The 13618-nt window shown below is 47.3% G+C and carries 13 protein-coding genes; 5 read left to right on the top strand and 8 right to left on the bottom strand.

The window, feature by feature from the left end; genetic code table 11:
• Positions 1–58: 58 nt before the first annotated feature.
• Both EL645_RS30865 and EL645_RS30860 read left to right on the top strand, forming a co-directional pair.
• Positions 59–451, top strand: coding sequence for a response regulator (locus EL645_RS30865; protein WP_126556096.1), 393 nt, complete (start codon positions 59–61; stop codon positions 449–451).
• A gap of 224 nt (positions 452–675) precedes the next feature.
• Positions 676–1611, top strand: coding sequence for a DUF2705 family protein (locus EL645_RS30860; RefSeq protein WP_126556094.1), 936 nt, complete (start codon positions 676–678; stop codon positions 1609–1611).
• 151 nt (positions 1612–1762) lie between these two features.
• On the opposite strand, the gene EL645_RS30855 is transcribed toward EL645_RS30860, so the two are convergent.
• From EL645_RS30855 to EL645_RS30850, 4 genes are read right to left on the bottom strand one after another with little or no spacing between them, the layout of a single operon-like run.
• Complete coding sequence (locus EL645_RS30855; protein WP_218032144.1) at positions 1763–2512, bottom strand: RNA-guided endonuclease InsQ/TnpB family protein; 750 nt, start codon at positions 2510–2512, stop codon at positions 1763–1765.
• Entirely contained in the window at positions 2457–2744 is a 288-nt protein-coding gene (locus EL645_RS41620; RefSeq protein ID WP_218032143.1) for a hypothetical protein, read from the bottom strand. Before EL645_RS41620 ends, EL645_RS30855 begins: the two co-directional genes overlap by 56 nt.
• Before the next feature lie 33 nt (positions 2745–2777).
• A complete protein-coding gene (locus tag EL645_RS45935) occupies positions 2778–2900 on the bottom strand; it encodes a helix-turn-helix domain-containing protein (protein WP_218032142.1) in 123 nt (40 codons plus the stop codon).
• Positions 2866–3051 carry a hypothetical protein gene (locus EL645_RS30850; RefSeq protein ID WP_126556091.1) on the bottom strand — a complete coding sequence of 62 codons (186 nt, stop codon included), beginning with the start codon at positions 3049–3051 and terminating at the stop codon, positions 2866–2868. Before EL645_RS30850 ends, EL645_RS45935 begins: the two co-directional genes overlap by 35 nt.
• Positions 3052–3433: 382 nt before the next feature.
• Between EL645_RS30850 and EL645_RS30845 the strand changes: the two genes are divergently transcribed.
• Together EL645_RS30845 and glk are read left to right on the top strand one after the other, a co-directional pair.
• The gene (locus EL645_RS30845; protein WP_161977833.1) at positions 3434–4534 is read left to right on the top strand and encodes a WD40 repeat domain-containing protein; all 1101 of its coding nucleotides are present in this window, start codon (positions 3434–3436) and stop codon (positions 4532–4534) included.
• 361 nt (positions 4535–4895) lie between these two features.
• Positions 4896–5918, top strand: a complete 1023-nt coding sequence (gene glk / locus EL645_RS30840; RefSeq protein WP_126556085.1) for a glucokinase — start codon at positions 4896–4898, stop codon at positions 5916–5918.
• A gap of 143 nt (positions 5919–6061) precedes the next feature.
• Here glk and EL645_RS30835 read toward each other — a convergent pair whose 3' ends face one another.
• On the bottom strand, positions 6062–7072 hold the full coding sequence (locus EL645_RS30835; protein WP_126556082.1) for an aldo/keto reductase: 1011 nt from the start codon (positions 7070–7072) through the stop codon (positions 6062–6064).
• A gap of 16 nt (positions 7073–7088) precedes the next feature.
• Positions 7089–7808 (bottom strand): ThuA domain-containing protein, encoded by a 720-nt coding sequence (locus tag EL645_RS30830; protein WP_126556079.1) that lies wholly within the window; start codon positions 7806–7808, stop codon positions 7089–7091.
• 366 nt (positions 7809–8174) lie between these two features.
• On the opposite strand from EL645_RS30830, the gene EL645_RS30825 reads away from it, so the two are divergent.
• Positions 8175–9662 (top strand): hypothetical protein, encoded by a 1488-nt coding sequence (locus EL645_RS30825; protein WP_126556076.1) that lies wholly within the window; start codon positions 8175–8177, stop codon positions 9660–9662.
• Between the two features lie 57 nt (positions 9663–9719).
• Here the strand turns inward: EL645_RS30825 and EL645_RS30820 are convergent, their stop codons facing one another.
• Positions 9720–10901, bottom strand: a complete 1182-nt coding sequence (locus EL645_RS30820; RefSeq protein WP_126556073.1) for a hypothetical protein — start codon at positions 10899–10901, stop codon at positions 9720–9722.
• A 1099-nt stretch (positions 10902–12000) separates the two neighbouring features.
• Entirely contained in the window at positions 12001–13461 is a 1461-nt protein-coding gene (locus EL645_RS30815) for a hypothetical protein (protein WP_126556070.1), read from the bottom strand.
• Between the last annotated feature and the right edge of the window lie 157 nt (positions 13462–13618).

The following is a 13618-nucleotide window of genomic DNA, read 5'->3' as shown; positions in this document are numbered from 1 at the left end:
TTCAGGTGTCGCCCTATTATACCCGCTCTTTCCTGGGATATTGAAATAAAGGTGCAAAATGAATAAACTTGTGGATAGACAAGCGAAAAAGCGAATCCTGGTGGTTGACGATAGCGAGGATATGCGTCAACTCATGCAACAGATTCTGGAAGAAGAAGAAATATACGATCTATTCTTTGCAGAGGATGGTCCACAAGCTATTGAGCAGGCTACCAAATCTCTTCCAGACCTGATTCTGATGGATATGTCTTTACCTGGAATGAGTGGCTGGGAGGCGGTGGCTTATCTGCGTAAGCTCGCGCTATTTCGCCAGACCCCGATTATTGCGGTGACCGCCCATGTATCTCAGGCTGATCAAGAGCGGGCTCGCACCATTGGCTGTAATTCTCATCTCGGTAAGCCTTTTGATGTCATTACCGTTCTGGATACGATTGCTGAATTTTTGTCTTAATTTTTTCTCTATCCAAATTAAGTATTTATCTGCATATTTATATTTGGTTATTTATATTGATCAGGTAAGTGGCATCTCCTCCTTTTGGACGATCCAAAAGCGAGGAAAATTCACCATGATAAATGCTCTTTTTGGGTGATGACAGCCGACGCTTTCTGTCATACACTGAACATGTTCGATTTAGACTGTTTGGATTTAGCATGTTAGGGAGAGGGAGCGTTTTAATGGCAGAGCAACTTTTAGGACCAGCGTTAAATACGGCATCTCCCGATATCTATACGCGGGGCTGGCTGGCTCAAACCTGGCATATGGTGCTTTGGAACCTGTTTCAACTGCGGCGCCGGGGCATGTCCAAAGTGCTGGCAGGTCTCTTTTTTGGTGGCTATACTCTTTTACTACTTCTAACTATTATTTCCCACTTATTATTGGGAGATGGCCACGTGCAGCAGGTAGGATCTGACCCTATTGTGGCCCTGGTATTTCCAGGCTCCTTACAATTTGCTCTGGGTTATCTCGGCTTATTATCTCCTATTTTTCTCTGTATTGTAGCCGGAGCGCTGGTAGGCGGTGATTATGCCTATGGAATGCATCGCCAGATGCTGACACGTGGGTTGAGTCGAGGTCAGGTCTTTACTGCTCAGGTGGTGACACTGGCTTTAATCGCTTTACTACTGGTTGGATTTATGATGATCCTCTCCACTCTTCTCGGTTTTCTGGTCGGCCCTCTTTTTGGTTTGCGACCAACCCTATTATCCCCAACGGGATGGTTAGGCTTTGTCCTGACCTGGTTGACGCAATCGCTGCGCTACTTTATTTACATGCTCATAGCTGTCCTGGCCGCCACTATTGGCCACTCCGTTCTAGCTGGCATCGGCTTTTCCGTTGGTTATGTTTTCATTGAATTTCTAGCCACCAACATACTTTTTACCCTCGTCGGTGGATTAAGTGCACCCATGGGAAGGGCCATCGTCTCATTTGTTAACAACCTTCCAGGTACAGTATCTAATTCACTCAATGGATACACCACCGCCATGCTCGCAGGCCAACCCATAGCCACTCTCGACCAACTCCCCCTGCAACTCATCCTCACCATCGCCTACTGCATAATCCTCATCCTCCTCAGCTACCTCATATATCAACACAGCGACATCTTCGACTAACCGTTATCAAGAAATCAGACAAATATGGACAGGCCATATTTGTCTGTCTTGTTCCTGCTTCATCCAGGGGAGTTTCACTTGGTATTACTACCAAGCTAGCGCTCCCCTGTCCACAGGCTTGAAATCCCGTGTAACTCACGGTACTCTCTGCTCAAGCAAGGTCTGCCAGATTGTACGATGCGTTTAAATCACGGTCGATGACCAAACCGCATGCATGGCAAACAAAAGTTCGTTCGCTTAAATCCAATTCTTCTCGGACAACTTTGCAGCTTGAGCAGGTCTTGCTGGAAGGTTCCCAACGAGAAACCAGAAGAGTTTCACAACCGGCCTGCTCCGCTTTATAGATGATTTGACGGCGGAACTCATAGAATCCAACATCGGCAATGGCACGGCTCAACCTTCGGCTTTTTAGCATTCCTGACACATTGAGATCTTCAATCACGATAACACGGGCTCTTTCCTGATCGCACTTGGTTTTCGCGACGATCTGAGACGTAGCCTTGTGCAAGGTATCTTTACGTATGTTGGCAATATGGGCATGCAAGCGTGCTAATGTACGAGTAGCCTTGAGCCTGTTCTTGCTCCCTTTTTGTTTTCGAGCATGTTGACGGGAAACACGTTGAAGTTTGTTAAGATTGGAACGTGGGGCGTTTGGATTGGCAATGACCGTGCCATCAGAGCAGGTTGCTAGTGCCTTAATGCCCAGGTCAACGCCAATCACTGTCCCCGTTGCCTCTTTGGGTTCAAGGATGGACTCCTCTACCTGGACACTGACGAACCAGTGGCCCGCCTGCTCGGAGACCGTCGCTGACAAGACTTTTGCTGTCGTAGGGAGGTAGCCATGCTCATACAGTCGCAACACGCCCAGGCGGGGGAAGTTGAATATGATCCTCGAAGACATGGATTGCACCTGTGAGGCGGAAAGAGCCAATACCTTTCTTTTTGGACTTGAAACGAGGATAACCGAGTTTGCCCCGATATGTGCCTTGTGTTTTCAGTCTGGCTTTTCCGAAGAAGTTTTTAAACGCTTTTTCGAGATTACGCAATGCCTCTTGAGGCGCGCACTTGCTGACTTCATACATCCATGGCAGTTCAGTTTGTTTCAGGGCGTTTAATTCTTTATGCAGGCTCATGGCATTGGGAGCTTTCCGACCGGCTTTGTATTCTTACTCATACCGATGCAGCCCCCAATTATACGTCCACCGAGCTGCGCCAGCATGTTTGAGGCATGCGGTCTTTTGCGTATTATTTAGATCAAGTTCTGTCTTGTATCCGCGTATGACCTTCATGCCCGGGTTCCCTTCCTTTCGTTTTTTCGTATTCTTGCTCAATTAAGCGCTCTAGCAGATCGATCATCGACTCATTATTGGTGGCAGCAGCGATCTTTAATTGTTGCAAAGAATGCCGCCAGATTTTCGTTGTCACTCGTTCTTTTTCCATGTACCCATTGTGCACCATTTACCCCTTCGTGTCAAGGAATAAGTGTCATCAAAAGGGCAGAAATGACCAAAAATTTAAAACTAATTTTCACCCTAACTTATTTTATGTCATGTGTGGTAAAGAGGCGGCGGCCACATTGTATATCATGTGTGGTAGAGAGGCGGCGGCCACATTGTATATCATGTGTGGTAGAGAGGCGCACACCAGCAACATAAAAACCATTTATCATAATATATTGCATATTATGATAAATGAATACATCTATAGAAAAAGCATTTTAATAGCATATTAATGGCAAATCACAATTTTAAAAGTAACAAAGAGTTATAATCCACCTATGTGGTTACCTAAAACCATATAGGAAGGTATAATGGTACAAATCATGCGAAATCGCCTAGCGAATTCTAAATATACATCTACAACCCAACTCACACGACGCTCCATTTGCATAGCGGGCCTGGGCCTGCTAACAGCAGGCCTGAGTCTCAACGTCAGGCACATAGTAGGAGCAAGCAGCTACACAGTAACACCGGACGCCCACATGCTCTTGATGCGCCAGAATAATTATACTAGTTCAATTGCCTGGTCCCACGATGGTAGCAGAATTGCCTCAGGTGGTATAGCCGCACCGGTTGAAGTTTGGAATGCGGCTACTGGCAAGACACAGGCCAGCCTGCTTGCTAAGGATGGTGTCTTGCTTGATTGGTCCCTGGATGGTCAGCATATTGTGACCGCGGGCGGATTTGAGGGGATTGACCAGAGCAATGCGGCGTCAGGAGTGCCCCAGGCCGTGTCTGAGGTCGTACTATGGGATGCTGTTACAGGGAAGCGCCTGACTACTTATAACGGTATGTCCTATGTTAGTGCCCTGGCCTGGTCACCCGATGGTACACGTATTGCGTTAGCGGGTAGTGATGCGGTGGGCGCGACCGTCCATGTTTGTGATACGCATACTGGTAATTTGTTGCTGGCATATCGGGGACATGTCGCTTCCCGACTGGCCTGGTCGCCTGATAGCCAGTGGATTGCCTCCAGTATAGATAGCATTATTGGTGGTGTTTTTGAGCGCACGTTACGAATATGGAACAGCACCACGGGACAGGATCGATTGGTGTGGTCTGGTACCGCCAATTCGTTATCATGGTCGCCGGATGGTGCCTTAATTGCCTGCGGGGATGAGGAGGTGGTTCAACTCTGTGACACGGGCACAGGCGCTCTTACCTCTTCATATAAGGCTAATAGCGGGGCACCCATCTTAGGTGTCGCCTGGTCTCCTAACGGGCGGTTTATCGCTACCGTGGGCGGTAGCCCTCAATTCCCTGACCCTAAAGGCTTTGTGCAGGTGCGAGAATTAGCAAGCGGCCATACAACGGCATATCATGGTCATACCCTTACTGTAGCCGCTTTATCCTGGTCTCCTGCCAGTGATCGCCTGGTCACCAGTTCCTATGATGGAACGATTCGGGTCTGGGAAATAGCGTAAGATGAGCTAACGGCTTCAACTTTTATCCAATCCTCATTGTGAACAAACAGATAGGACTATGCTACCCGTATTTCTATCTGTTTGCTCATGCATTTCATCTGCTTATGACACGGATTCCTTTATCGTGTGGTATTATTTTGTGGTATCTTGAATAAGGGCTTGCTTGGCTGCTGATTGAGTGAAGGGTAGGCCCATTCGTTTCATGTCTTTTATTTTTACGTTAAGAAGCCGATTAAATATAGATGTCTGTCGATATTTCTTCGGATTTGTTTTTAACCTGGACAGAGCATTCGTTTTGTCTCTAATTATTAAAATGAAGTGTACTGTCTAAACAGTACCTATCGAAAGGTTGCACTTAATCATGTTACTGGCTGGTGACATTGGAGGAACCAAAACCAATCTGGCTTTATATGCCTCGAAAGAGGATATTCGGACGCCATTACGTGAAGCAACATTGCCGAGTGCGCAATATGCGACGTTGGCAGCATTGGTTAATGATTTTTTAAAGCAGATCGATCTTTCTAATGTGACTATTGATCGGGCCGTCTTTGGCGTGGCTGGACCAGTAGTTGCGGGCAAGGCAAAGATAACCAATTTGCCCTGGAAGATGGAAGAGAAGCAATTGCAGCAGACGTTGAATATCCCTTCTGTCACATTGCTGAATGATCTGGCTGCTATGGCAACGGCTATTCCGCTTTTGCGCTCATCCGATCTCCATACACTCAATGCGGGAAAGCCGGCTACCCATGGAACATTGGCAGTGGTTGCTCCTGGCACTGGTTTAGGTGAAGCAATATTGACCTGGGATGGTGCTCATTATCGCGTTCATCCTTCGGAGGGTGGCCATGTCGATTTTGCCCCGACGAATGCTTTTGAAGTAGGCTTACTTGTTTATCTGCTTGAGCGTATGTCACATGTGAGTTATGAACATGTTTGTTCAGGTATTGGTTTACCAAATATTTATGCCTACATCAAGGCATCTGGTGTATTTGAAGAGCCTCAATGGCTGGCTGATAAGTTAGCACAAGTTAAAGATATGACGCCAGTAATTGTTCGAGCCGCTATGGCTCCCAGAGAAACTGAGACGGCCCCAACTGAAGAAGGTGGTTATGCCGCTATTTGCGGTGCTACTGTTAAGGCCTTTGCATCTATCCTGGGTGCTGAAACAGGCAATATGGTATTGAAGGTGTTAGCTACTGGTGGTGTTTATCTGGGTGGTGGTCTGCCTCCTCGTATTCTACCATTCTTAGAAGATCAGGAGTTTATACGCATCTTCCAGAGCAAGGGGCGTTTTTCTGAGATGCTGGCCGATGTGCCTGTGCATGTTATCTTGAATAATAAAGTTGCCCTGATTGGCGCAGCCTCATTTGGTTTCGATCAATAAAAAAAGTGTGGGCATCCACGCTAGCGGTGCTCAACATTGTTTTATAGGTTCGTGTAGAAAATGCGCATGACGCATTTTCTACACGAACCTATAAAACTGTACGGGCGCGTGGGCGCCTCAGCGCCCGCCCGTACAGGAATGATTTAAGCAATGAATGGCACAATCTCATTGATAGCTTTAAGCTCTTCCTCGCTGAATTCAAGATTCTTCAAGGCAGCAACATTTTCATCGATCTGCTCAACTTTTGAAGCACCAATCAGAACACTGGTGACTGCAGGGTGACGCAGATTCCAGGCCAGAGCCATCTGAGCCAGTGTCTGCCCACGTTCCTTGGCAATTGCATTCAAGCGGTGAAGTTGGTCCAGTGTATCTCCCTTGACGACCTCATCGTTGGCCTTGCGACCCCACCATGCGGCTGCGCGGGAATCTTCCGGTAGATCATTCCCAAGGTACTTATCACTTAAAAGTCCCTGTGCCAGAGGACTAAAGGTGATGACCCCAATGCCATTACGGATGGTATGATCGAATAAGTTGTGCTCGCAACGTCGATCCAGTAGATTATAGCGGGGTTGATGGATGGTGATTGGTGCCAGCCCCATTTGTTTAGTGACCTGCACGGCCTGCTCCAGGTGATCCCCTGGGAAGTTACTGACACCCACATAGAGTGCTTTTCCCTGGCGTACGATCAGATCAAGCGCGGCCATGGTCTCTTCCAACGGTGTCTCGGGATCTGGACGGTGGGCATAGAAAATGTCCACGTATTCCAGTCCCAGACGCTTGAGGGATTGATCCAGGCTCGCGACTAGATATTTCTTGGAGAGTCCGTCCCCATAGGGTCCCGGCCACATATAGTAGCCAGCCTTACTGGAGATGATCAGTTCATCACGTGGCATATCCTTCAGGACTTTGCCAACGACCTTTTCGGCGTTTCCAGGTGGGCGCCCATAGTTATTGGCGAGGTCGAAATGGGTGATTCCGAGATCGAAGGCGCGATAGAGACATGCACGCGCAATCTCTTCTCCCCGGTATCCGCCAAAGGTTTCCCAGGCTCCCAGTGAGATCGCTGGTAATTGTAATCCTGAGCGACCGGACCGGCGATATTGCATCTGATCATACCTATCTTCTGCAAACTGGTATGTATCCTGCTCTGACATACGCTCTCTCTTTCGCTTATTTTTCTAATGCTGGCGTGTTGCCTCGAATCAACTTGCGAGTCGCCGTTGGGTTGGCCCAGCGTACTGCGTTGCTGATAACCAGTTGAATTTCTGGATTGTGATAGGTAGGAAGCGTTTCGTGGCCGGGACGGAAATAGAAGATTTTGCCCTGTCCACGGGTGTAGCAGCAGCCACTACGGAAGACTTCTCCGCCGGTAAACCAGCTCACGAAGACCAGGGTTTCTGGTGTGGGAATACCAAATGGCTCTCCATACATCTCTTCGTGCTCAAGCTCAATATAGTCGCCTATTCCCTCTGTGATGGGGTGGCCCGGCGCAACTACCCAGAGACGCTCTTTGTCGTTAGTTTCGCGCCATTTGAGATCACAATCTGTGCCGAGCAGCTTTTTGAAGATTTTGGAGAAGTGGCCAGAATGTAAGACGACCAATCCCATTCCATCCAGCACACGCTGGTATACTTTCTGAACGATCTCGTCGCGTACCTCTGGATGGGCCATGTGCCCCCACCAGATCATTACATCTGTATTTTCCAGCACCTCATCGGTTAATCCATGCTCTGGCTCGTCGAGGGTTGCGGTACGCACTGTGAACCCTTTTTCACTGAGCGCTTTGGCCAGTGTGCCATGAATACCTTCTGGATAAATTTTGGCTACCTCAGGTGAGCGGCGCTCGTGGCGATATTCATTCCAGATGGTGACTCGAATATTTGCTGTCATTTCATGCCTCTTTCTAGTTGTTGCAATGGCATTGGTGTCGCTTCATTGGGAAATCTCTATCTGGTTCGTGCATCCAAACCGGATATCTGAGATGGTCGTCCTGCATTTGTATTTAAGGGCAAACACATCTTTGTTCGCTTTTATTGTAACACGTGCCTCCTGAAATTGCATGGCGTTGCAGGCAGCTTTTTTATTTTTTGTGCAGCCTTGAGCTTATTTATGATTTTATTGAACTTATCCTTTTAAAGAAATTCCAGGGCCTAAAGTGATTCCTGCGTAAGTTTTTTATTGTTATTTGGCCTCTGTTTGTATGCTGATTATATATTCCGTCCGAGTCATTATGTGCTCTTAAGAAGGGACAAATTGATGAGTCAATTGCAGGAGCGACCTCCACAGCATGAGTCCGATCAATCTCTGTGGCGGCGTTATCGACGCTCAAAGAAGGCCCGCCGGGCCACCCTCTTTGTTTTATATGTTCTGCCAATTGTGGTTTTGTTGACTTTGATGTATACGGTTTTTATTCGGCCACCTTTTAATCCCAATGAGGGTAAGTCAGTGCCGAAGCCGATAACAAAGCAGCATGAACCAACTGCCCAGCCAACAGCGATACCAGGTGCGCGTATTAAAGATCTTGATACCATTGTGACTCAGGTCCTCAATGATATGAATGCGCATAGCTGGGATGATCAGTTGGATACAACGCTGATAAATTGGCGCAAAAGCGATGTTAATCAGGTGAATTGTAGCCCTGATCATTGTGATCAACGTGGCCATTCAACACGCCGGGATAATCTCAATGATCTGCGTATCCTGGATAATATGTACTGGTATAAAGTTCGCCATCCGTCAGATACGTCAATGGATACGTATATTGCACGCATTCTGCCGAGCGCGCAGCGTGAATGGGGAAATACCGTTCAAAATAAAGGATGGATCTACTTTACCCTGTTGCATATGAGGGACTTCAGCCATAATACCGATTATTGGAATCATACGTTGATCGGTTGGGCAACCTCTGAGTATCGGCGAATTGATACGCAATTAGGCGTGCAACATGGTGGCCTGGATACCACCGCTGGCGGGGGAAATGTCCATTTGCAGGATGGTTACCGGGTCGATCATGCTTTAGAGACAAGCCTGGCTCTAGTGGATGCAGGAGCGCGTTTTAATCATCCAGAATGGGTAGCCGCTGGCACCAGGGGTGCTGAAGTTGTAATTCAACAATCATATAACCGTCAGTATCATCTGTTTGGGCGTATTTATCTGCTGAGCGATCCTCGCTATGGAACCAATAAACTGCTAGATACGCAGGCACGTATGGGTGAGACTGGTCAAGAACTTGAAGCGTTGTTGCGCACAGGCGCTTATACCCACAACCAGACCTATCTGGGATTAGCTAAAGAGATGCTGGATGCGCTTGAAACTTCGCCTTTACGCGATAAAACTAATGGTGGCTTCTACTTTAAACTCTATCTAGGACCTTACCAGGGCTATAATACTGGCTATGTTGATAAGAGTATTAAAGAAGTGCGCCAGATGCATGTGCTGATCTCGGTTCACCTGGCTAATCTGCTTTTTAATAATCGCTGGGCCGATATGGAGCAAGACCTTATTCAAGTGGCAACACAGCGCCTGTTCTTGCCCGCCCCGGTGCCTGGTTTTAGTTATCGGGTTCTCCCTAATGGCGACATGTATCCCTGCAAGCCCTGCGCAGTAGCCCTAAAGTGGAAGATTGGGTTACATCCGAGGCTGATAACATTGCCCTTGAAGCGTTGCAGAGTGTCCTTTCGCAGCGCCAATGGCTCCTTCCAGACAAATAGTTTTCTCTTGCATGGTACTGTTTATATAGAGTGAGGTGTAGAAAATTTGCCTGGCAAATTTTCTACACCTCACTCTATATAAACAGTATCCTCAACCATTGCTACGCAAGTTGATGCGGAAATGGTACTCGTTTGAATGGTTGCCGTAGGTACCATCCAGATAATTGCTGAGCGGATTTCCGCCACGCGGCACATTAAAGGTAGGTGCATGACAGAAGTCATCATCGGTACAACCCGGGAACCTGGATATATCCAATTTAATTGGCGCCTCTAACTGGGTGCCATCTGTATCGCTAGCCGTACCAGGATAGATATTAATGGTCTGCCCCTGATCATCCATACTGATCAGGTAGAAATGGCCGACCGCATCCTGTATTATACGTACCTTGTTTGGCGCCGTGACATTTTGAATCACATTTTTGATAATCGCGCCATGATCAACAATGACATGATGGACACCATCATATAGATTGCTATAAATGATATGAGTTCGCCCCTGGGTATCCATATAGGCATCGGTGAGGTAGGTTACATCAGCATCGTCATTATTCTGCGGCTGTACCTCGGTGATAGGTAGTTGTTGCAGGACAGGGTTGTTGACATCGCTGATATAGAAATACCTGATCTCGTTAAAGATATAATTAAAGCCCGAGGCGCTGGGAAAATGTAGCGTTGGGCGTAGTACGTCGCGCATACCGACCATGGTTAGATCGTTATTATTGCCTGGGAAGAAGAAGGCATAAGTATGGCGATAATCCATCTGGCTGGTATGAAAGGTCCATTTATTGGTTATGGGTGAGTAGTAAGTCCAATAAAAGATGCCTGGCACATCATCGCCGGTCTGGAAAAAGACGATATCGCCCTTTGGATTGATTGAAGCCCCGCTATATCCCTGGTCGCTGGACCATTGTCCACTTAAAATTTCCTCGCTAAAGGATTGTCCCAGATTGGTAGATACGAAGTGATGCGCTTCTTGCTGTGTTCCCGGCCAGGAGAAAAGATGAATTTCATCATGAGGGCCACGGATAATATTGATTGGCTCAGTGCCGGCATTACCCTGTTTTAGCTCATTCCAGGTGCTGCTGCCAGGTGCTTGATGCATCAGATGCCAGGTACGATTTTGGGTATCACTTCCCTGAGAAATGAAGACGGTGAACAGATCTCCAGAAGTAGTACGAATGATACGTAGCTTATGAGCCCCCCAACTGTTTGGTACGTACTCATCCTCATTGCCAAAGGCCTGGTCTGTCACCTGGTCCAGGCTATTCAGCACAGGCACCCCTGGTGTGGTTGGTTGAATAATTGTAGATGTTGTAGCGGATGTAGATTTTTGCTTTTGCCTGGGTTTCGCAGTTGGTGTTATAGCATGCTGGGCAATTGAAGCCCAATACCATTCTGCTGTGGCGTTGCTGTAGCAGATGTACTCGCCGGATGCGATTGCGAGTGGGTCTTTTGTGTATAGATTGAAATTGATGCAATGATGACAGCAATCGCAAGAATTGTGAAAAGTATAGTCCTTTTATGCTCCGTTACACCGTTACTACTTTTTATTTTATCTAAAATTGGTGCCTTCAATATCCCAAAACCCCCTTATGAGCGTTATCTACAAGAGCCAGCCCTGATATTTTTGTACGAACACCTATGTTGCGTGAAAAGTTGCAATAGCCTCCAAATATAAGACGAAACCTATATGTCTTTCCCCCTGGACTATGACTATTTACCTACCGATCACTGCACACTAACATAAGCCCTTATTAAACATTTTCTTCTCACAAGAAAAGTATCTACCACTTTCCTTATTAATAAACCCCTAAGAGCGTAAACGAACAATATGATAGGCAGATTAAATACTAAGCCAGAAAAAGCCAATCACCACTCTTCCCCTCCCTTGTGTCACCATCATGCGAAAGCGGGGATGCAAGAGGCGGCCAGCCCCTTGACTGGGGCGTAGGAGCTGTGTCCCCTCTCTTTTCTCGTGTCGCCATCATGCGAAAGCGGGGATGCAAGGGGCGGCCAGCCCCTTGACTGGGGGCGTGGGGCTGTGCCCCTTCTCTTTTCTCGTGTCGCTATCATGCGAAAGCGGGGATGCAAGGGCGGCCAGCCCCTTGACTGGGGCGTGGGGCTGTGCCCCTTCTCTTTTCTCGTGTCGCTATCATGCGAAAGCGGAGATGCAAGGGCGGCCAGCCCCTTGACTGGGGGCGTGGGGCTGTGCCCCTTCTCTTTTCTCGTGTCGCTATCATGCGAAAGCGGAGATGCAAGGGGCGGCCAGCCCCTTGACTGGGGGCGTGGGGGCACAGCCCCCACGCCCCCAGTCAAGGGGCTGGGGGCGTGGGGGCACAGCCCCCACATCTTCCTCCCTTCTCGTGCCGCCGTCAGGCGGCACGAGAAAGAATCTCCCCCTTTTTATCTTCGAGATAAAAGGACATCATAGAAGTAAAAGGCATTTGAAAAGACTGAGACGCCCCCTTATCATTTCCCCGCAAATTGATACGGAAATATATCTCCTTATTCATATTTCCATAAACCCCATCAATAATATCCGAAAGCTCATTGCCATTGCGTGGCACCGTAAACGTAGGGGAGTGGCAAAAATCATAATCTGAACAACCCGGAAAGTGTGAGATATCGATCTTAACAACAGGCGCCAGCTGGGTTCCGTCGGTATCATCGGCCGATCCAGGGTAGATATTGATACTTTTCCCTTGCTCATCCATCGCGATTAAATAGAAGTGCCCCTGTGTGTCTTGCGTAATGCGTACCTTTTGACCAAAGGAAACATTGGGCATCAGGACATCTTTGACGATTTTGCCATCCTCGATAATGGCCTGGTGTGGCCCATCATACTCGTTAAGATAGAGTACATGCAGACGGCCCGCGGTATCAATATAGCTGTCTGTGACATAGGTCAGGTCTCGATCATTGGTATCATTGCGATTTTTAGGTGAGAGCTCTTTGATCACCAACTGGTCGAGGCTGGGCTGGCTAGGCGTAATATCACTGATATGAAAGTATTTGACCTCGCTGAAGATCCAGGGATTGCCGTCCTGCGCTTGTGGTAGATTGAGATAATGGCGCTGAACATCGCGGGTCGCTACAATGGAGAGATCATTATTGTAGCCAGGAAACAGGAAGGCATAGGTATAGCGAAGGTCCAGGGTATTATGATGGAAGGTCCATTTGTTAGTTGTGGCACTGAAATAGGTCCAATTAAAGATGCCCGGTTTATCCGGCCCGGTCTGAATAACCACTATGTCGCCACGATCATTGACGCCTACACTGCTATAACCCTGTTCTCCATCATCGCGCCAGTTGCCCTGCAGCCATTCACTGGTGAAAGTCTTTCCATTATCATTTGAGTAAATATGTTGTAGCTTCCCCTGTGTTTTGGGCCATGCGAAAAGATGAATACTATCATTTTTTCCCAGTACAATATTGATTGGCTCGGTACCCGCATTCCCGGATTGGATCTCCTGCCAATCCCCGTTGGGAGCTTTATGCATCAAGTGCCACTGGCGATCATTTAGATCATCCCCTTGTGAGATATAAGTCATAAAAAGATCACCTTTTGAAGTACGGATGATGCGATCTTTATGGGCTCCCCAGCTATTTGGGACATATTGCTCTCCATCGCCAAAGGCCTGATCCGTTACTTGCTCTAGTTTTAAGAGCGTCGGTTTACCTGGTTGCGATGCTTTTGGTGTAGCAAAAACATGTCCTGTTGCAGTTTCGCTATTTGAATCTAACCCCAATAAATAAATTGCCAGTACGACAATTGCTACCAGAGATAAAACAGATGCGATGAGAATAATTGCAGATTTTTGACTTATTTTCAATTTTACCATCTCCTTGTACGAGATAGAATCTCTTTCTTGCTCATATCATACATCACAATATACCAAAACAATAATCTGACAACAACAAGTATTTCTTGAAGCTTTTAAACTTTTGCTTATCTTATAAAAATAGTATTCAAATCTGAACAATATTAAT

The sequence above is a fragment of the Dictyobacter kobayashii genome (assembly GCF_003967555.1).
GTDB classification, from domain to species: domain Bacteria; phylum Chloroflexota; class Ktedonobacteria; order Ktedonobacterales; family Ktedonobacteraceae; genus Dictyobacter; species Dictyobacter kobayashii.
The sequence above is the reverse complement of the archived record's forward strand: the minus strand, read 5'-3'. Positions and strand labels throughout refer to the sequence as shown.

What these genes read in the sequence shown, in the direction of transcription:
- EL645_RS30865 (WP_126556096.1), top strand. Translation starts at nt 59, where the DNA reads ATGAATAAACTTGTGGATAGACAAGCGAAAAAGCGAATCCTGGTGGTT.
- EL645_RS30860 (WP_126556094.1), top strand. Translation starts at nt 676, where the DNA reads ATGGCAGAGCAACTTTTAGGACCAGCGTTAAATACGGCATCTCCCGAT.
- EL645_RS30855 (WP_218032144.1), bottom strand. Translation starts at nt 2,512, where the DNA reads ATGTCTTCGAGGATCATATTCAACTTCCCCCGCCTGGGCGTGTTGCGA.
- EL645_RS41620 (WP_218032143.1), bottom strand. Translation starts at nt 2,744, where the DNA reads ATGAGCCTGCATAAAGAATTAAACGCCCTGAAACAAACTGAACTGCCA.
- EL645_RS45935 (WP_218032142.1), bottom strand. Translation starts at nt 2,900, where the DNA reads ATGAAGGTCATACGCGGATACAAGACAGAACTTGATCTAAATAATACG.
- EL645_RS30850 (WP_126556091.1), bottom strand. Translation starts at nt 3,051, where the DNA reads ATGGAAAAAGAACGAGTGACAACGAAAATCTGGCGGCATTCTTTGCAA.
- EL645_RS30845 (WP_161977833.1), top strand. Translation starts at nt 3,434, where the DNA reads ATGCGAAATCGCCTAGCGAATTCTAAATATACATCTACAACCCAACTC.
- glk (WP_126556085.1), top strand. Translation starts at nt 4,896, where the DNA reads ATGTTACTGGCTGGTGACATTGGAGGAACCAAAACCAATCTGGCTTTA.
- EL645_RS30835 (WP_126556082.1), bottom strand. Translation starts at nt 7,072, where the DNA reads ATGTCAGAGCAGGATACATACCAGTTTGCAGAAGATAGGTATGATCAG.
- EL645_RS30830 (WP_126556079.1), bottom strand. Translation starts at nt 7,808, where the DNA reads ATGACAGCAAATATTCGAGTCACCATCTGGAATGAATATCGCCACGAG.
- EL645_RS30825 (WP_126556076.1), top strand. Translation starts at nt 8,175, where the DNA reads ATGAGTCAATTGCAGGAGCGACCTCCACAGCATGAGTCCGATCAATCT.